Consider the following 17,557-nt stretch of genomic DNA (forward strand, 5'->3'; position numbering starts at 1 on the left):
TCCCGTCCGTGGTGAGCATCCCGGGTCTGCAGAGTTCGAAGCACCGTCCCGTCCCCGACGCCGACGGGGCCGTGCGCACGACGCGGCGCCTCACCGGGTGGGGCCGTACCGCCCCGACGACGGCGACGGTACTGCGCACCGCGGACCTCGACGTCATCGCCGAGGCCGTGCGCACCGCCGGCCCGCGCGGGGTCATCGCCCGCGGCCTCGGCCGCTCCTACGGCGACCCGGCCCAGAACGCCGGCGGCCTCGTGGTCGACATGACCGGTCTGGACCGCATCCACGACATCGACGTGGACGCGGCCGTCGCCGACGTCGACGCCGGGTGCTCCCTGGACAAGCTGCTGCGGGCGGTCGTGCCGCACGGGCTGTGGGTCCCGGTCCTGCCGGGGACGCGCCAGGTGACCGTGGGCGGTGCCATCGGCGCCGACATCCACGGCGGCAACCACCACACCCAGGGCACCTTCACCCGCCACGTGCTGTCGCTGGACCTGCTGACCGCCGACGGGCAGGTGCGGACGATCACCCCGCACGGCCCCGACCGCGAGCTGTTCCTCGCCACCACCGGCGGCATGGGCCTGACCGGCATCGTGCTGCGCGCCAAGATCCGCCTCGACCGGGTCGAGACGTCGTACTTCCTCGCCGACGTCGAGCAGACGCCCGACTTCGACGACATGCTCGAGCGGCTGCAGAAGAACGACGAGAACTACACGTACTCCAAGACGTGGTTCGACTCGGTGACCAAGGGCGAGCACATGGGGCGCGGCTTCCTGCTGCGCGGGTCCTCGGCGAAGCTGTCCGACCTGCCGCCGGAGCTGCGCAAGGACCCGCTGAAGTTCGACGCGCCCCAGCTGGCGAGCTTCCCCGACCTCTTCCCCTCGGGGATGCTGAACCGGCTGTCGGCCAAGGCGCTCAACGAGTTCTACTACCGGAAGTCGAAGACCAAGTCCGGTGTGGTGCAGAACATCACGCAGTTCTACCACCTGCTCGACCTGTTCGCGGACTGGAACCGGGCCTACGGTCCCGACGGCTTCCTGCAGTACCAGTTCGTCGTGCCCCTGGACCGGACCGACCTGCTGAAGGCGAGCATGGAGGCCATCGTGGAGTCCGGGCACATCTCCGCGCTGAACGTCCTCAAGCGCTTCGGCGACGCCAACGACGCCCCGCTGTCCTTCCCCACCCGGGGGTGGACGCTCGCGGTGGACCTGCCGATCAAGAAGGGGCTGGACCAGCTCTGCGACCTGCTCGACGAGATGGTCCTCGACGCCGGCGGCCGGCTCTACCTGGCCAAGGACTCCCGCACCACCGCCGACCGCTTCGCCCGGATGTACCCGGAGCTGCCGGCCTGGCGGAAGGTGCGCGACGAGGTCGACCCGGAGCGGAAGTTCGTCTCCGACCAGGCGCGTCGCCTCCAGCTGGTCACGGACTGAACGCGGTGGCGGGGCCGGGGAGCCGGCCCCGCCCCGAGGGGACGGACCGGGTGGTCCACGGGTGGGGAGCGGGCGGGTGAGGGAGGTGCCGGAGGTGCCGGCGCACGAGCCCGCGACCGCACCCGCCCGGGAGGCGCTGCGCCGCCGGCTGGGGGAGCTGGAGGACCTCGTCGGCTCCGACCCCGCGCGGGCGGCGTCGGAGGCCCGCCTGCTCCGGGAGCGGGCCCGCGCCCTCGGCGACGACGACGCGCTGGCCCGGGCCCGGGTGTGGGAGGCCGAGGCCGTCCAGCGCGACGGCGACACCGCGGCCGCCGCGGCGCTCGTCGCGCAGGTCCGCCGGCAGCGCCCGGACCTGCCCCGCGAGCTCGCCGTCCAGTGCTCCTGGATCCTCTCGCGGGTCTTCACCGACATCGGGGACCGCCCGACCGCCCTCGAGCACGCGCTGGACGCGGCCGCGGCCTCCGACGACGACGACGTGCCGCGGCGGCTGCGCACCCGGGTGCTGCTCAAGGTCGCGGACCTGCTGGACGAGCTCGGCGCCCCGGAGGACTCCCGCTCCTGGTACCGGCGGGCCGAGGAGCTGGCCGTCGGCGACGCGCAGCTGCACCTCATGGTCGTGAACAACCGCGCCTTCAGCGAGCTGGAGCTCGGGGACGCCGAGGCCGCGCAGCGCGAGGTCGACCTCCTCGAGGAGCTGAGCCGGCGCTACGACCGCCCCCTCAACGCCAACGCCCTCGACACCGTCTCGCGCGTGCACCTGCTGCGCGGGGACGCCCGGGCCGCGGAGGCCGCCGCCCGGGCCGCGGTGGAGACCAACGCGCAGATGGACTCCAAGAACGCCGACGACCTGCCGTTCTACCTGCTGACCCTCGCCGCCGCCCTGCGGACCCTGGGCGACCCCGCGGGCGCCTCGGCGGCGCTGGAGGAGGCCCGGGCCTGCACCGGGAGCGAGGGCTTCGCCGACATCCGCACCCAGGTCCTGGCCGAGCAGGCCGAGGTCTTCGCCGCCCTCGGGGACTACCGCTCCGCCTTCGAGGCGCACAAGGCGTTCCACGCCGCGGACAAGGAGCTGCTCTCGGAGCAGCGGGAGGCCCAGGCCCGCGCCCGGCAGGCGGTGTTCGAGACCGACGTCGCCCGCCGGGAGGCCGCGCGCTACCGCGAGGAGGCGCGCCGGGACCCGCTGACGGGACTGCGCAACCGCCTGTTCGTCGACGAGCGGCTGCCGCTGCTGGTCGACGAGTTCCGGGCCGGGGACCGCCACCTGAGCGCGGTGCTGCTCGACCTCGACCACTTCAAGTCCGTCAACGACGGGTACTCCCACGAGGTGGGGGACGCGGTGCTGCGGGCGGTCGCGGCGGTCCTGGAGGAGGCCGCGGGCCACGCGGCGCAGTCCTTCGCGGCCCGGCTGGGCGGGGAGGAGTTCCTCGTCGCCCTCGTCACCGACGACGCGCAGCAGGCCGTCCGGCTCGCCGAGGGGGTGCGCGCGCGGGTGCGGGCCCACGACTGGTCCGCCACCACCCCCGGCCGCGGGGTCACCGTGAGCGCGGGGGTGGCCACGCTGCGGCCCGGGGACGACAAGACCTCCCTGCTGGCGCGGGCCGACGAGCGCCTGTACGCGGCGAAGGCCGCCGGCCGCGACCGCGTCGTGGCCGGGCCCGGCCCCGGCTGACCGCCCCCGCCCGCGCCGGTGGGGCGGGGTGCTGAGGGCCGCGCGACGTTCACCGCGACGAAACCCCCCGCGGGGGCGATCCTTGTCCCCCGTCGTGGCTTCGGCGGCTCACTCGGCGCCGCGGCCGCGGCCCAGGACGAGAGGGGCCAGGCATGCCAGGTGCACCGCGGCACCCGCGCGAGAAGGAACGGCTCGCCTCGCTGCGCAGCTACCGCGTCCTCGACACCCGTCCCGACCCGGCCCTGGACGCGATCACCGCCGCCGCCGCCCGGGCCCTGGGGGCCCCGGCGGCCGTCCTCGGCCTCGTCGACGAGCACCGGCAGTGGTTCAAGTCCTCGGCCGGGCTGGAGGAGTTCCTCGGCCACCCGTCCCGGGGGACGTCGCTCGACGTCTCCTTCTGCGCCCACGTGGTCGCCACCGAGGCACCCCTGGTGGTGCCCGACACCCGGCTGGACCCCCGGTTCGCCGACAACGCCTTCGTCGTCGGGAGCGAGGACCTGCGCTCCTACGTCGGCGCGCCGGTCGTCGGCCGCGACGGGCTCCCCCTGGGGGCGCTGTGCGTCCTGGACCACCGCCCCCGCGAGCACGACGCCGCCGCCGTCGCCGTGCTCGTCGACCTCGCGGCCACCCTGGCCGAGCTGCTGGAGCTGCGCCGCCTGGACGCCACCGCCGGACTGGGGACCCGCGACCTGCTCGCCGAGAGCCACCGGCTGCGCGCCGGCATCGACGCCGACGAGCTCGTCCTGCACTACCAGCCCGTCGTGGACCTGGCCTCGCGGCGCTGGCTGGGGGTGGAGGCCCTGGTGCGCTGGGCGCACCCGGAGCGGGGTCTGCTGCCCCCGGCGGCGTTCCTGCCGCTGGCCGAGGCCAGCGGGCTCGTCGTGCCGCTGGGCCGGACGGTGCTGGAGCGGGCCTGCGCGCAGGCCGCGCGCTGGCGCCGGGAGGTGGGGCCGGCCGCGGACCTGGGGGTCGCGGTCAACGTCTCCGCCCGTCAGCTGAGCGAGCCCGACGTCGTCGACGTCGTCGTCGAGGCGCTGGTGCTCAGCGGGCTGCCCGCCTCCGCGCTGGTCCTGGAGCTCACCGAGACGTCCCTGGCCGCGAGCTGCACCGAGGTCGACATCGCCCTGCAGCGCATCCGGGCCCTGGGGGTGACCCTGGCGCTGGACGACTTCGGCACCGGCTACGCCAGCTTCAGCTACCTGCAGCGCTTCCAGCCCGACGTCGTGAAGCTGGACCGCTGCTTCGTCGAGGGCCTGAACCGCTCCGAGCGCGACGACCTCCTCGCGGGGACCCTGGTGGAGCTGGCCCTGCGCCTGGGGTGCGACGTCGTCGCCGAGGGCATCGAGCACCCCGACCAGGTCCGCGCCCTCACCCGCCTCGGGGTCCGGGTCGCCCAGGGGTACCTGTTCTCCGCCCCGCGCGACCCGCAGGACCTGTTCGGTCCCGCGCCGGGGCGCGGCGGGTTCAGCCGGCCACGGTGAACGCCCGCCGGAACGCCTCGACGGCCTCCCGGCTGCCGCCGGAGGCGAAGGCCTCCAGGCCCACCGTCCCCCGGTACCCCGTCGCGTGCAGCGCCGCGGCCACGACGGGGTAGTTCACCTCCCCGGTCCCCGGTTCGCAGCGCCCCGGGACGTCGGCGACCTGCACCTCGCCGAGCAGGTCCACGCACCCGCGCAGCAGGTCGACGAGGTTCCCCTCCCCGATCTGGGCGTGGTACAGGTCCAGGTTCATCCGCAGGTGCGGGCTGGCCACCGCCGCGACGAGCGCGCGGGTGTCGGCCGCGGAGGCGAACGGCGTCCCCGGGTGGTCGACGGCGACGTTGAGGTTCTCCAGCGTGAACACCACGCCGTGGCGGGCGCCGAGTTCCGCGACGCGGCGCAGCGTGCGCTCGGCGGCGATCCACATCGCCCCCGTCACCGCCGTGACGGGCCGGACCGGCAACCCCCGCCCGTCCAGCCCCGTCCCGTGCAGGTTGAGGTTGGGCCGCCCGGCGCCGCTGAGGAGGTCGGCCGCCGCGATGGAGCGCTCGGCGCTCGCGAGCAACCGCTCCGCGCCGTCGGGGTCGACGAGCTCACCGTCGACGTAGCCGGTCATGGAGGTGAACCGGGCGCCGGTCGCGGCGAGTTCCGGCAGGTCCTTCGTCGTCCAGTCCCACAGCTCCACCGCGAAACCCGCCTCGTGCAGCGTGCGGACCCGCTCGGCGAACGGGAGCTCCCGGAACACCATCTCGGCGCAGACCGCCAGGAGGAAGCCGCTCACCGGATCCTCGCGTCGACGGTCCCCGCGACGAGCGCCGGGTCCACCGGACCCCCGGTGCGCACGGAGGCTATGCAGGACAACGCGATCGAGAGGGCGCGCCGGGCATCGTGCCCGGTGACGGCGGGACGCCGCCCCTCGCGCACCGCGGCGACGAACTCGGTGAGTTCCCCGGCGTAGGCGTCGCCGAAGAGTTCCACGTCCGAGCGGGGGGTCGCGCTGTGACGGCCGTCGGCGTCGAAGAGCTGCAGCGCGGTCCGGGGTTCCTCCCCGATCCGCAGCGTGCCCGCGGACCCGAAGACCTCCCCGCGCACGTCGTAGCCGTAGCCGGCGGAGAAGTTCGCCTCGGCCACCGCGATGGCGCCGTCGTCGAAGCGGATCGTCACGACCGCGGTGTCCAGCAGCCCGGCCTCCTTGAACTCCGGGGCGACGAGGGCGTCGGCGACGGCGTAGACCGAGACGGGTTCGGCGCCCGGGTGGAGCCAGAGGATCGTGTCGAAGTCGTGGATGAGGGTCAGCACGAACACCGCCCAGGCCGGCACGGCCGCCGGGTTCGGCAGCCCGGGGTCGCGGGTGAGCGAGCGCAGCAGCTGCGGGCGCCCGATGCGCCCGGCGTCGACGGCGGCGCGGGCGGCGGCGAACTCGGGGGCGAAGCGCCGGTTGAACCCGACCTGGAACGCGACGCCCGCGGCCTCGGTGGCGGCGATCCCGCGGTCGAGCTCGGCCAGCGAGAGCCCGGCGGGCTTCTCGCAGAACACCGCCTTGCCCGCCCGGGCCGCCGCCTCGACGAGGTCGGCGTGGGCCTCGGTGCTGGCCGTGACGACCACGGCGTCCACGTCGTCGCGGGCCAGCAGCTCGGCCGGGCTCTCCACGCCGACCGCCCCGAGCGGGCCGGCCAGGGCGGCCGCGGCGCCGGGGCGGGGGTCGGCCACGGCGACGAGCCGTGCGCCGGGGACGCGGATGGCCAGCAGCCGGGCGTGCGAGGTGCCGATGCGGCCGGCGCCGACCAGGCCGATCCCGGTGGTGCTCGCGTCGCCGTCGACGGGGGGCGTGCTCATCGATCCTGGTCCTCTCCCGAAACCCCCTAGAGCGCTCTAGGGGTGGATCGCTCCAGGGTGTCCGCTCCGCCGGGCCCCGTCAAGCGGTCGCGGTCGTTAGGGTGCTGCGGTGACGCCCGAACGTGCCCAGCCGGTGACGATGGCGGACGTCGCCGCCCGGGCCGGGGTGTCCCGCGCCCTGGTCTCCATCGTCCTGCGCGGGGTTCCCGGGGCCAGCGCGACCAACCGCGAGCGGGTGCTGCGCGCCGCCGCGGAGCTCGACTACCACCCCGACGAACGGGCCCGGCTGCTCGGGTCCGGCCGCAGCCGCCGGCTGGGCGTCGTGCACGGCCTGCACGAACCCTTCCACGGCGAGCTCCTCGACGCCCTCTACGCCGCGGTGGCCGGCACCCCGTGGCGGCTCACCCTCGAACCGCGCAGCCGGACCCGCCCCGAGCCGGCCGCGGTGCGGGCCCTGCTCGACCAGCGGGTCGAGGCGCTGGTCCTCCTCGGTCCCGGGTCCGGGCGCGCGGCGCTGCAGGAGCTCGGCGCCCGGGTGCCGGTCGTCGTGGTCGCGCGGGCGCTGCCGCGGGTGGACGCCGGGGTGGTGCGCACCGACGACGACGCCGGGGCCCGCCTGGCCGTGGAGCACCTCCTCGCCCTCGGCCACCGGCGCGTCGTCCACGTCCACGGCGGCCGCGCCCCGGGGGCCGCCGAACGGCGGGCCGGGTACCGCCGCGCGGTGCGGGAGGCGGGTCTGCGCCCGGAGCTCGTCGCCGGGGGCGGGGACGGCGCCGCGGGCGAGGCCGCCGCCGCGGCCCTGCTGGCGGGCCCCCCGCCGGAGGCGGTCCTCGCCTTCAACGACGAGTGCGCCGCCGGTCTCCTGCACGCCCTGCGGGCCCGGGGGACCGCGGTGCCCGCCGACGTGTCCCTCGTCGGGTTCGACGACAGCACCGTCGCGGCGCTGTCCACGGTGTCGCTCACGACCGTGGCCCAGGACCCCGCCGCCCTGGCCCGGCACGCCGTCGCGGAGGCCGTCGCCCGCGTCGAGGGGGACACCGACCGTCCCGAGGTGGTCGTGGCGCCGCGCCTGGTCGTGCGCGGCACCACGACCGGCCGGGCGCGGGGGAGCGGCTGAGGGGGCCGGTTCAGCCGGTGGGCCGGTTCCCGCGGTACCTCGCCCAGGGGTCGAAGTCGACCTCCAGCGCCGCCTGCGGCGGCCGCTGCGCCTCGGGGACGTGCCGGAGGTTCACCCGCACCCGGTACCAGAGGGAGCTGCTGCCGCGCATCCCGTCCACCAGGACGTCGGACTCGGTGAGCAGCGGGACGACGTCGGGGTGCTTCGCCTTCCACGACTCCAGACCGGCGAGGACCTCCGGCTTCGTCCGGGCCCGGGCGACCTCGATCAGCGGCATCGTCACCGTCCGCGACCCGGTGCCCTTCGGGGCCTTCTCCGCGGGGCCCATCCGCTCGGCCAGGGCCAGCAGGGCCTCCAGCGAACCGCCCGTCCCGTCCATCCCCGCCCACGGGTCGCCGCCGAGCTCCGCCCAGCGCCGCGGGACGGTGAGGAGGGTGTGGTCCTCGGGCCGGACGTCGCGCACCTCGTCCCACGTCAGCGGGGTCGAGACCCGGGCGTCGGGGGTCGCGCGCACCGAGTAGGCGGAGGCGACGGTGCGGTCCTTGGCGTTCTGGTTGAAGTCGACGAACACGCCCTCGCCGCGTTCCTCCTTCCACCACCGGCTCGTGGCCAGGCCCCGGGCCCGGTCCTCGACCTCGCGCGCGACCGTCTCGGCCGCCAGCCGGACCTCCGGGTAGGACCACACCGGGTCGATCGGGGCGTAGACGTGGAACCCCCGCGACCCCGACGTCTTCGGCCACGCGGTCAGGCCGTGGTCGGCGAGGACCTCGCGGGCGACGAACGCGACGTCGACGATCTGGTGCCAGTCCACGCCGGGCTGCGGGTCGAGGTCGATGCGCAGCTCCACCGGGTGCTCGAGGTCCTCGGCCAGCACCGGGTGGGGGTTGAGGTCGACGCAGTTGAGGTTGAGCACCCAGGCCAGCGAGGCCTCGTCCCGCACCACCGTCTCGGCCGCCGACGTCCCCCGCGCGTAGCGCAGTTCCGCGACCTCGATCCAGTCCGGGCGCTTCTCCGGGGCCCGCTTCTGGAACACCGCCTCGGCCTCGATGCCCTTGACGAACCGCTTCAGCACCATCGGCCGGCCGCGGACCCCGCGCAGGACGCCGTCGGCGACGCTCAGGTAGTAGCGGACGAGGTCCAGCTTCGTGGTCCCGCTGCGGGCGAACACGACCTTGTCCGGGTTCGTGACCACGACCTCGCGGCCGGCGAGCTCCAGGACGGTCTGCGGGGACGCCACGCAGCCGAGACTAGGGCCGCTTCAGACCCGCCGCAGCGCGTCGTGGCGCAGCGCGGCGTGCACGCCCCAGGTCTCGTTGGCGACCTGGGTGACGCGCAGGTCCGCGCAGGTGCTCAGCAGGGCCAGCGCGGTGGAGCGGTCGAGGCCGTGCTCGGCGGCGACCCAGGTCACCAGGTCGCCCAGCGCGGTGTCCGTCGCGGTGTTCAGGTCCGCGTCGAAGCCGAAGGTGATCCGCTCGGTGGGGGTGACGGCGTGCACCGAGGGCAGCGCGGGGGCGTCGACGACGGCGACGGTGAGCTCGCTGGTGGTGCCGCACTCGACCGCGGTGCCGCAGACCTCGCCGTCGCCCTGCGCGGCGTGCCCGTCGCCCAGGCACAGCAGCGCACCCGGCACGTGGACGGGCAGGTACAGGGTGCTGCCCGCGACCAGGGACCGGCAGTCGACGTTGCCGCCGTGCCCGGTCCGCGGCGGGGTGGTGGGGTGCTCGCCGGGTGCGGCGGGGGTGGTGCCGACGACCCCGAGGAACGGGGCGGTGTCCACGGTGAACCCGAGCTGGTTCGTGGCGGTGCCCGCCTCGTCGTCGATGTCCCACAGCAGCTCGACGGGCGTCGTGGCGCCCAGGCGGGAGTTCAGCGGGGAGGGGAACCCCGCGCTCGTCCAGCCCCAGCCGGAGGTCCGCACCGAGTGCAGGGTGACGGCGAGGACGTCGCCGGGTCCCGCCCCGCGCACCGCGACCGGCCCGGCCAGGCAGTGCCCGCGCGAGACCGGGAACCGCCGCGGCGCCGCGGCGCCGGGGTGCGCGGGGCGTTCCAGGAAGCCGCGTGCGTCGAGGGCCTCCACGACGAAGCGCTCGCCGGGTTCGACCGTCAGCACGGGCGGGCGGGCGGGGTCGAAGACGTCGGTGACGGACTCGGGGTCGGGGCGCAGGACCTGGTTCACGCCCCGATCCTGCACCCCCGCGCCGGCCCGGGGTCAGATCGGGTCGATGAGCCGCTGCAGGAACCGGCGGGTCCGCTCCTCGCGGGGGTCCTCCAGCACCGCCGCGGGCGGCCCCTGCTCGACGATGACGCCGCCGTCGAGGAACAGCACCCGGTCGGCGACCTGGCGGGCGAAGCGCATCTCGTGGGTCACCACGACCATCGTCCAGCCCTCGGCGGCGAGGTCCTTCATCACCGCCAGCACCTCGCCCACGAGCTCGGGGTCCAGCGCGGAGGTCGGCTCGTCGAAGAGCACGATCTGGGGGCGGATGGCCAGGGCGCGGGCGATGCCGACGCGCTGCTGCTGGCCCCCGGACAACTGGTACGGGTGCTGCTCGGCCTTCTCCGCCAGCCCCACCCGTTCCAGCAGGGCGAGACCCTCGGCGCGGGCCTGCTCGCGCGGGCGGCCCTGGACGAGGACCGGCCCCTCGATGACGTTCTGCAGGACGCTGAGGTGGGGGAAGAGGTTGTGGCTCTGGAAGACCATGCCGCTCTGGGCGCGCAGCCGGGTCGTGGCCCGCTGCAGCGCCCGCCCGCGCAGGGCGGGGGAGAACTCCACGCTCACGTCCCCGATGCGGACGGTGCCCGCGTCGGGGACCTCCAGGGCGTTGAGCGAGCGCAGCACCGTCGTCTTGCCGGAACCGGAGGGGCCGATGAGGACGGTCACCGACCCCGGCGCGGCGGTGGCGTCGATCCCGCGCAGGACCTGGTGGTCGCCGAAGGACTTCCGCAGCCCGCGGACCTCCAGCAGCGGTTCGCTCACGTCGGGGTTCACCTCGCCCTTCCTCAGGCCGTCCACCGGGCCGTTCACCGGGCCACGTGGCGGTTCAGGCGCGTCTCCACGCGGGTCTGGCCGAAGGACAGGACCAGGCAGACGATCCAGTAGTAGACCGCGGCCAGGCTGTAGAGGGCGAAGAACTCGTAGGTGGGGGCCGCGATCTCGGAGGCCTTGCGCAGCAGTTCGACCACCTGGATGCTCGACGCCAGCGAGGTGTCCTTGACCAGGGAGATGAGGGTGTTCGACAGCGGCGGCACCGCGACCCGGGCCGCCTGCGGCAGCACGATGCGCCGCATCGTCGTCGGGTAGTTCATGCCGATGGTCAGCGCGGCCTCGGTCTGGCCCCGGGGGACCGAGAGGATCGCGGCGCGGACGACCTCCGAGGCGTAGCCGCCGACGTTGAGGCTGAAGGCGACGACCGCGCTGGGGAACGGGTCCCACGTCGCCCCGAACTCGGGCAGCGCGTAGTAGATGAGGAAGAGCTGCACCAGCAGCGGCGTCCCGCGGATGACCGAGACGTAGAACCGGGCGATCCCCTGCAGGACGAGGACGCTGGAGAGCCGCATGAGGGCGACGACCAGGGCGATGACCATCCCGATCGCGAAGCTGGCGATCGTCAGCGGGATGGTGCCCCGCACGAGTCCCGTCGCGAGCGGGACGAGGGAGTCCCTCACCAGGTCCAGGGTGCTCTGGTCCACGTGCCGCCTCCCTCGTCCGCGTGCTCGTCAGGTCAGCCGGCGGCCGGGCCCGAGACGTCCTGGCCGAACCACTTCTGCGAGATCTCGGCCAGCGTGCCGTCGGCCTTCAGCTTCGCCAGCGCGTCGCTGACCTGCTGGGCAGTCTCGGCCTCGTCCTTGCGGAAGACGAAGCCCTGCTCGGTCCGGTCGTCGGTCTCGGCGGCGATCTTGACGCCGGTGTCGCCGGAGGTCTTGAGGTAGTCCAGCACGGCGAGCTGGTCGTTGACCGTCACGTCGACGCGGCCCTGCTTGAGCAGGGTCATCGCCTGGGTGAGCCCCTCGACGGCCTCGACCTTCGCGCCCGCCTCCGTCGCGGTCTGGGCCCAGTTGCTCGTCGTGGACTGCGCGGAGGTCTTGCCCGCGATGTCGGCCAGCGAGGTCACCGAGGTGTCGTCGGCGCGGGTCACGACGACGCCGGTGGAGACGGTGTACGGGGCGGAGAAGACGTACTTGGCCTCGCGCTCGGCGGTGATGGACACCTGGTTGGCGATGCCGTCGTAGCGCTTGGCCTCCATCCCGGCGAAGAGGGAGTCCCAGTTGTTCTCGGAGAACTCCACGTCGCGGCCGAGCTGCTCGCCCACGGCCTTGGCGACGTCGATGTCGTAGCCGACGAGGTCGTTGGTCTTCTCGTCGTGGTAGCTGAAGGGGGCGTAGGTGCCCTCGGTGCCGAACGTCAGCGCCTCCTGCGAGGAGCCGGAGGAGCTCCCGCTGCCGCTGGTGCTGGTGTCGCCACCGCCGCAGGCGGCCAGGAGGCCGGTGAGGGCGAGGGCGCTGAGGGTGCCGAGGGTCCTGCGACGCATGAGTGGGGTGTCCTCCCGTGGGTGGGCGCCCACCGTGGGCGCCCGTCCTTGCAGCGACAACCTAGGGCAGGGCATTCCCGGGCGCCCCCCCGCACGGACCAGCCGTGCTCGGGCGGCGGCTCAGGCGGGGACGCTGGACTGCCGCACCACCAGCCGGGTGGGCATCGTCGTCGTGCCGGGGGAGGGGTGACCGGCGACGGCGCCCAGCAGCAGCTCCCCCGCGCGCCGGCCCAGCGCCTCCAGGCCCAGGTTCACCGTGGTCAGCGGGGGGCGGGAGGCCAGGGCGATGACGTCCCAGTCGTCGAAGCCGACGACGGCGACGTCCTCGGGGACCCGGCGCCCGGCGTCGCGCAGGCCGTCGCAGATCCCGCGGGCGATCTGGTCGCTGCCGCAGGTCACGGCGTCGAGGTCGGGGTGGCGGCGCAGCAGCAGGTCCGCGGCGAGCCGGCCCCAGCGCTCGCTCCAGTCCCCGTGCAGGCTCGGGCCGACCAGCGCGTCGCCGGCGGCGGCCTCGGCGGCGGCGCGGCGCACCTGGGCGGCGTGGTGGTCCTCGGGGCCGGTGACGTGGGCGACCCGGCGGCGGCCGAGGTCGAGGACGTGGGCGACGGCGGCGGTCGCCCCGCCGGCCTGGTCGATGGTCAGCGAGGTGTCGGCGGGGTCCTGGGAGGGGGTGAAGGCGTGGACGACGGGGACGTGGTCGGGGATGGCGATGGGCGGGCGGGACTCGGTGCGCCGGCCGGTGACGATGATCCCGTCGACGCGGCGGGCGAGCAGGGTGCGCAGGTAGTGCTGCTCGCGCAGCGGGTCGTCGCGGCTGTCGCAGAGCAGGACGCTCATCTCGCCCGCCCCCAGCGCGTTCTCGGCGCCGAGGAGGATGGGGATGGAGAACCGGCCGAAGCTGTCGGTGGTGATGAGCCCCACGGTGTAGCTGCGCCCGGAGGAGAGCCCGCGCCCGATGGGGTCGGGGGTGAAGCCGAGCTGCTCGGCCGCCCGGCGCACCCGCTCGCGGGTCTCGGCCCGCAGCTGGCCGGTGCCGTTGAGCGCCTTGGACGCGGTGCCCGCGGAGACCCCGGCCAGCGCGGCGACGTCGACGATCCGCGCCGGAACAACGCTTTCCGTCATGTCGGTGCCTCCGATCCCTGTGGGTCGCAGCAGACTACCGCTGCTTGACGGGGGCGGGGGGCCGCTCTACCGTCGTCGCAGAAAACGTGTTCCGGACTTTCCGGCCGCCGACTCGATGGAGAGCTGATGACCAGCACGACCGCTGGGCCCGACCTGACCGTCGCCACCACCGCCAACGCCCCCGCCGCCCCCACCGCCGCGGCGGCCGTCGCGCTGCACCCCGTCCCCCTCGGCGCCTCCCGCATCCGCGGCGGGTTCTGGTTCGAGCGGCAGGAGGCCAACCGGCGCCAGGCCATCCGCACCGGCTACGAGAAGCTCGAGACCTCCGGCAACCTGCGCAACCTCCGCATCGCCGCGGGGACGGAGCAGGGCGAGGCCAAGGGCCCGATCTTCATGGACTCCGACGTCTACAAGTGGCTCGAGGCCGCCGGCTGGGAGTACGGCCGCGAGGCCGACGAGGAGGTCCTCGGCTGGATCCGCGAGGTCACCGCCGTCGTCGCGGCCGCGCAGGCCGAGGACGGCTACCTCGACTCCGTCCAGCAGGTCCGCGGGAAGGGCGAGCGCTACGTCGACCTGCCCTGGAGCCACGAGCACTACTGCGCCGGGCACCTCTTCCAGGCCGCCGTCGCCGTCCACCGCAGCACCGGCGAGACCGGCCTGCTCGACGTCGCCGTGAAGCTCGCCGACCACCTCGTCGCCACCTTCGGCCCGGGGAAGGTCGAGGAGGTCGACGGGCACCCCGTCGTCGAGATGGGCCTGGTGGAGCTCTACCGCGAGACCGGGACGCAGGCCTACCTCGACCTCGCCCGCTGGTTCGTCGACGCCCGCGGCACCGGGATCATCGAGCGCCTGCACGGCAAGGAGCCCACCTACTTCTCCGACCGCGTCCCCGTCCGCGAGCAGACCTCCCCCGAGGGCCACTCCGTGCGCGCGGTCTACCTCACCGCCGGGGCCGCCGACGTCGCCGCCGAGACCGCCGACGGCGACCTGCTGGCCGCCCTGACGCGGCAGTGGGAGGGGATGCTCGCCTCCAAGACCTACGTCACCGGCGGCATCGGCGCCCGCTGGGACTGGGAGCAGTTCGGCGACCACTACGAGCTCGGCCCCGAGCGCGCCTACGCCGAGACCTGCGCGGCCATCGGCAGCGTCCAGTGGACCTGGCGGATGCTGCTCGCCACCGGCGAGGCCCGCTACGCCGACCTCGTCGAGCGCACCCTCTACAACGCGTTCCTGCCCGGGGTCTCCCTGGCCGGCACCGAGTACTTCTACGTCAACGCCCTCCAGCTGCGCCACGGCGCGTTCGCCGAGGAGGAGCGCAGCGTCGCCCACGGCCGCCGGCCCTGGTTCGACTGCGCCTGCTGCCCGCCCAACATCATGCGGACCCTCTCCAGCCTCGACGCCTACGTCGCCACCAGCTCGGCGACCGACGGGGTGGCGGGCGTGCAGGTCCACCAGTTCACGACCGGCACGATCGAGGCCGCCGGGGCGGCGCTGTCGGTGACCACCGACTACCCCTGGGACGGGACCGTCCGCGTCGAGGTCACCGCGACCCCGGGCGAGTTCGAGCTCGCCCTGCGCGTCCCGGCCTGGGCGCAGGGCGCCACCGCGACGGTGGACGGCGAGGCCGTCGCGGTCACCCCGGGGGAGTACCTGCGGGTCCGGCGCGACTTCGCCGTCGGCGACGTGGTGGAACTCGTCCTGCCGATGACCGTCCGCGTCGTCGAGGCCGACCCGCGCGTCGACGCCGTCCGCGGCTGCGTCGTCGTCGAGCGCGGCCCCCTGGTCTACGCGGTCGAGCAGACCGACCTGCCCGCCGGCCTGCCCGCCGACGACGTGCGGGTCCGGGTCGCGGAGCTGCGCGGGGCGCGGGCCGAGCACCGTCCCGACCTGCTCGGCGGGGTGACCGTGCTCCAGCTGCCGGTCCACGCCGCGCTCGCGGCCGCCACCGGCCCGCTGTACCGCCCCGCCGGGGACGACCCCGCCCCCGAGGCCGCCGAGGAGACCACCGTCGTCCCCGCCGTCCCCTACTACGCGTGGGCGAACCGGGACCTGGGGGCCATGCGGATCTGGCTCCCCCGGGCCTGACGGAACCCCGGCGGAGAGCCCGGAAGAACCCTGGAGGAGTGGCGATGGAGCTTCACCGCAGGAACGTGCTGGGCCTGGGCGGACTCGCCGCCCTGGCCACGGCGCTGACCCCCGCGCTGTCGGGGTGCTCGTCCACCCTCCCCGAGGCCGACGTCACCGCGGCCGGTTTCGGGGAGGACGCGACCGGGACCGTCCGGTTGTGGTGCCGGGCGGCGACGGTCGTGGGCGTCCGGCAGGTCGTCGACGCGTTCAACGCCTCCCAGGACGAGGTGACCGTCGAGGTCACCCCCGTCCTGGACGGGCAGTACGTCACCAAGCTCGCCACGGCCATCCGCGGCGGGAACGTGCCGGACATCGTCGACATCGACGACATCAACTCGATGCTGTTCATCTACCGCGACTCCTTCACCGACCTCACGCCGCTGGTGGAGCAGCTCGACTTCGCCGACCGGCTCAACCCCGGTCAGCTCGGGCTGGCCACCCGCGACGGACGGAACTACGGCGTCCCCTACATCGCCGACAACTCGGCGCTGTTCTACAACACCGAGCTGTTCGAGCGGGCCGGGCTCGACCCGGTCGAGCACACCCGGGACCTGCCCGGGATGCTCGAGGCCGCCCGGGCGATCGGCGCCCTCGGCGACGGGACGTACGGGTGGTCGATCGACGGCAACGCCGCCGGCATCCTCGGGTTCGTCGTGCAGCCGCACATCTGGGCCGCCGACGCCCCCAACGTCGTCGGCGAGGTGGGGGAGCAGCGGGGGTCGATGGCCGACAACGACGCCGTCCGGCGCACCTTCGAGTTCTACCGGACGATGTGGGCGGAGAAGCTCCTGCCGCAGGCGAACTTCTCCGGGGACGGCGCGCGCTGGGGCGCGGACTTCCGCGACGGCACCGTCGGGATGTTCCCCTCGAACTTCTCCGTCGCGGTGCTCAACGCCTCGGAGGAGATGCAGGCCAAGACCGGGGTCGTGCTGCTGCCCGGCCCCGACGGCGGCCGGGCGACCTTCGCGGGCGGGGACAACCTCTGCATCCCGCGCGGGGCCCCGAACGCGTCGGGGGCGTGGCGGTTCGCCCGGTTCGCCCTCGACCTGCCCCAGCAGCAGAACCTGCCCGCGGGCGGGTACATCCCGGTCCGATCCGACGCGGCGACCCCGGAGTACCGCGAGAAGTACCCGCTGGCCGTCGCCCCGCTGGACGGGATCGAGGGGGCCTACGCCCCCACGACGCTCGCCTACAACCTGCTGTTCAACCAGCAGGACTCCCCGTGGATCGCCGCGTTCCGCCGCGCCGTCTTCGACGGCGACCTCGACGGAGCCCTGACCCAGGGCCAGAAGGACTTCGACCGCATCCTGGAACAGGCGCAACTGTGACCACACTCACGAGAACGGGCTCCGCACCCGAGCTGAACCACCGTCCGGAGTCCCTCACCCACCCCGCCCGCACGGGGTTCCTGCTGACCCTGCCGGCCCTGGTCTTCGTGGCCGTGTTCGTCCTGGTGCCCCTGGCGTTCGCGGTCTACATGTCGCTGACGAACTGGCCGCTCATCGGCTCCTACGAGTTCATCGGGCTCGGCAACTACGCCGCCGTGGCGAGCGACCCGGTGTTCTGGAAGTCCGTGGGCTACACGGTCCTCTACACCGCGATCGTCACCCTGCCGATCCTCGTCCTCGGGTACGTGCTGGCCGTGGTGGTCCGCAGCAACCGCCGCTTCGCGACGGTGTTCCGGACGATCTTCTTCCTGCCCTACGTCATCGGCCTGACCACGCTCAGCTTCATCGTGGTGCTGGAGGCGCAACCGAGCTCGGGGGCGGTCAACATCGTCCTGCGGGCGCTGGGGATCACCGACGGCACCACCGCCTGGCTGGCCGACGGGCCGCTGGCCACCGGCCTCATCTGCGTGATGATCGTCTGGGCCGTGTCGGGCCTGACGATGGTCCTGCTCATGGGCGGCATGCAGGGCATCCCGCGCGACGTCTACGAGTCGGCGGAGATGGACGGCGCGGGCTGGTGGCAGCGCGAGCGCAGCATCACGCTGCCGATGCTGCGGAAGACCATCGCGATGAGCCTGGTCATCTCCGTCATCGGCTCGCTGCTCGCCTTCACCCAGTTCTACGTCCTCACCCGCGGCGGTCCCGGCACCGACACCCAGACCGTCGTCATGTACGTCTACCAGCGCGGTTTCGTCCAGCTGCAGCTCGGCGCGGCCTCGGCGCTGTCGATCGTCCTGGTGGTGGTCATCGGCCTGGTGACCGCGGCCCAGTTCCGGCTGCTGCGCGAGAAGGAGTGACCAT

At 74.4% G+C, this 17,557-nt stretch carries 15 protein-coding genes; 7 read left to right on the plus strand and 8 right to left on the minus strand.

Annotated features, from left to right (window positions below; all coding sequences use genetic code 11):
* Window positions 1–71: 71 nt before the first annotated feature.
* From KRAD_RS13035 to KRAD_RS24390, 3 genes are all read left to right on the plus strand, one after another.
* The gene (locus KRAD_RS13035) at window positions 72–1,430 is read left to right on the plus strand and encodes a decaprenylphosphoryl-beta-D-ribose oxidase (protein ID WP_041293187.1); all 1,359 of its coding nucleotides are present in this window, start codon (window positions 72–74) and stop codon (window positions 1,428–1,430) included.
* 94 nt (window positions 1,431–1,524) lie between these two features.
* Window positions 1,525–3,099 carry a GGDEF domain-containing protein gene (locus KRAD_RS13040; RefSeq protein WP_049821197.1) on the plus strand — a complete coding sequence of 525 codons (1,575 nt, stop codon included), beginning with the start codon at window positions 1,525–1,527 and terminating at the stop codon, window positions 3,097–3,099.
* A gap of 152 nt (window positions 3,100–3,251) precedes the next feature.
* Window positions 3,252–4,580: a sensor domain-containing phosphodiesterase gene (locus KRAD_RS24390; protein ID WP_012086086.1), complete on the plus strand. Its 1,329-nt coding sequence runs from the start codon at window positions 3,252–3,254 to the stop codon at window positions 4,578–4,580.
* Here the strand turns inward: KRAD_RS24390 and KRAD_RS13050 are convergent.
* Together KRAD_RS13050 and KRAD_RS13055 are read right to left on the minus strand one after the other, a co-directional pair.
* Window positions 4,564–5,358: a TIM barrel protein gene (locus tag KRAD_RS13050; RefSeq protein ID WP_012086087.1), complete on the minus strand. Its 795-nt coding sequence runs from the start codon at window positions 5,356–5,358 to the stop codon at window positions 4,564–4,566. The two genes, KRAD_RS24390 and KRAD_RS13050, sit on opposite strands and share 17 nt — an antisense overlap.
* Complete coding sequence (locus tag KRAD_RS13055; protein WP_012086088.1) at window positions 5,355–6,413, minus strand: Gfo/Idh/MocA family oxidoreductase; 1,059 nt, start codon at window positions 6,411–6,413, stop codon at window positions 5,355–5,357. Before KRAD_RS13055 ends, KRAD_RS13050 begins: the two co-directional genes overlap by 4 nt.
* Before the next feature lie 109 nt (window positions 6,414–6,522).
* Here KRAD_RS13055 and KRAD_RS13060 point away from each other — a divergent pair, with 109 nt between their 5' ends.
* Window positions 6,523–7,530: a LacI family DNA-binding transcriptional regulator gene (locus KRAD_RS13060; protein WP_012086089.1), complete on the plus strand. Its 1,008-nt coding sequence runs from the start codon at window positions 6,523–6,525 to the stop codon at window positions 7,528–7,530.
* Window positions 7,531–7,540: 10 nt separating this feature from the next.
* On the opposite strand, the gene KRAD_RS13065 is transcribed toward KRAD_RS13060, so the two are convergent.
* From KRAD_RS13065 to KRAD_RS13090, 6 genes are all read right to left on the minus strand, one after another.
* Complete coding sequence (locus tag KRAD_RS13065) at window positions 7,541–8,767, minus strand: DNA polymerase domain-containing protein (RefSeq protein WP_012086090.1); 1,227 nt, start codon at window positions 8,765–8,767, stop codon at window positions 7,541–7,543.
* A 21-nt stretch (window positions 8,768–8,788) separates the two neighbouring features.
* On the minus strand, window positions 8,789–9,706 hold the full coding sequence (locus KRAD_RS13070) for an acetamidase/formamidase family protein (RefSeq protein ID WP_012086091.1): 918 nt from the start codon (window positions 9,704–9,706) through the stop codon (window positions 8,789–8,791).
* A gap of 33 nt (window positions 9,707–9,739) precedes the next feature.
* Complete coding sequence (locus KRAD_RS13075; RefSeq protein ID WP_012086092.1) at window positions 9,740–10,555, minus strand: amino acid ABC transporter ATP-binding protein; 816 nt, start codon at window positions 10,553–10,555, stop codon at window positions 9,740–9,742.
* Window positions 10,552–11,220 carry an amino acid ABC transporter permease gene (locus KRAD_RS13080; RefSeq protein WP_012086093.1) on the minus strand — a complete coding sequence of 223 codons (669 nt, stop codon included), beginning with the start codon at window positions 11,218–11,220 and terminating at the stop codon, window positions 10,552–10,554. The genes KRAD_RS13075 and KRAD_RS13080 overlap by 4 nt, the downstream gene beginning before the upstream one ends.
* A 32-nt stretch (window positions 11,221–11,252) precedes the next feature.
* Window positions 11,253–12,059: a transporter substrate-binding domain-containing protein gene (locus KRAD_RS13085; RefSeq protein WP_012086095.1), complete on the minus strand. Its 807-nt coding sequence runs from the start codon at window positions 12,057–12,059 to the stop codon at window positions 11,253–11,255.
* 120 nt (window positions 12,060–12,179) lie between these two features.
* Entirely contained in the window at window positions 12,180–13,181 is a 1,002-nt protein-coding gene (locus KRAD_RS13090; protein WP_012086096.1) for a LacI family DNA-binding transcriptional regulator, read from the minus strand.
* Between the two features lie 126 nt (window positions 13,182–13,307).
* Here KRAD_RS13090 and KRAD_RS13095 point away from each other — a divergent pair, with 126 nt between their 5' ends.
* The 3 genes from KRAD_RS13095 to KRAD_RS13105 are packed head-to-tail and all read left to right on the plus strand — an operon-like array spanning window position 13,308 to window position 17,553.
* Window positions 13,308–15,266, plus strand: a complete 1,959-nt coding sequence (locus KRAD_RS13095) for a glycoside hydrolase family 127 protein (protein ID WP_012086097.1) — start codon at window positions 13,308–13,310, stop codon at window positions 15,264–15,266.
* Between the two features lie 44 nt (window positions 15,267–15,310).
* A complete protein-coding gene (locus tag KRAD_RS13100) occupies window positions 15,311–16,636 on the plus strand; it encodes an ABC transporter substrate-binding protein (protein WP_012086098.1) in 1,326 nt (441 codons plus the stop codon).
* On the plus strand, window positions 16,633–17,553 hold the full coding sequence (locus tag KRAD_RS13105) for a carbohydrate ABC transporter permease (RefSeq protein WP_012086099.1): 921 nt from the start codon (window positions 16,633–16,635) through the stop codon (window positions 17,551–17,553). Before KRAD_RS13100 ends, KRAD_RS13105 begins: the two co-directional genes overlap by 4 nt.
* Window positions 17,554–17,557: the final 4 nt, after the last annotated feature.

This window comes from Kineococcus radiotolerans SRS30216 = ATCC BAA-149, from assembly GCF_000017305.1.
GTDB lineage: Bacteria > Actinomycetota > Actinomycetes > Actinomycetales > Kineococcaceae > Kineococcus > Kineococcus radiotolerans.

Bases quoted from the DNA above. Each gene is read 5' to 3' on its own strand.
- KRAD_RS24390 (WP_012086086.1), top strand. From the start codon at position 3,252: ATGCCAGGTGCACCGCGGCACCCGCGCGAGAAGGAACGGCTCGCCTCG.
- KRAD_RS13055 (WP_012086088.1), bottom strand. From the start codon at position 6,413: ATGAGCACGCCCCCCGTCGACGGCGACGCGAGCACCACCGGGATCGGC.
- KRAD_RS13085 (WP_012086095.1), bottom strand. From the start codon at position 12,059: ATGCGTCGCAGGACCCTCGGCACCCTCAGCGCCCTCGCCCTCACCGGC.
- KRAD_RS13090 (WP_012086096.1), bottom strand. From the start codon at position 13,181: ATGACGGAAAGCGTTGTTCCGGCGCGGATCGTCGACGTCGCCGCGCTG.
- KRAD_RS13095 (WP_012086097.1), top strand. From the start codon at position 13,308: ATGACCAGCACGACCGCTGGGCCCGACCTGACCGTCGCCACCACCGCC.
- KRAD_RS13100 (WP_012086098.1), top strand. From the start codon at position 15,311: ATGGAGCTTCACCGCAGGAACGTGCTGGGCCTGGGCGGACTCGCCGCC.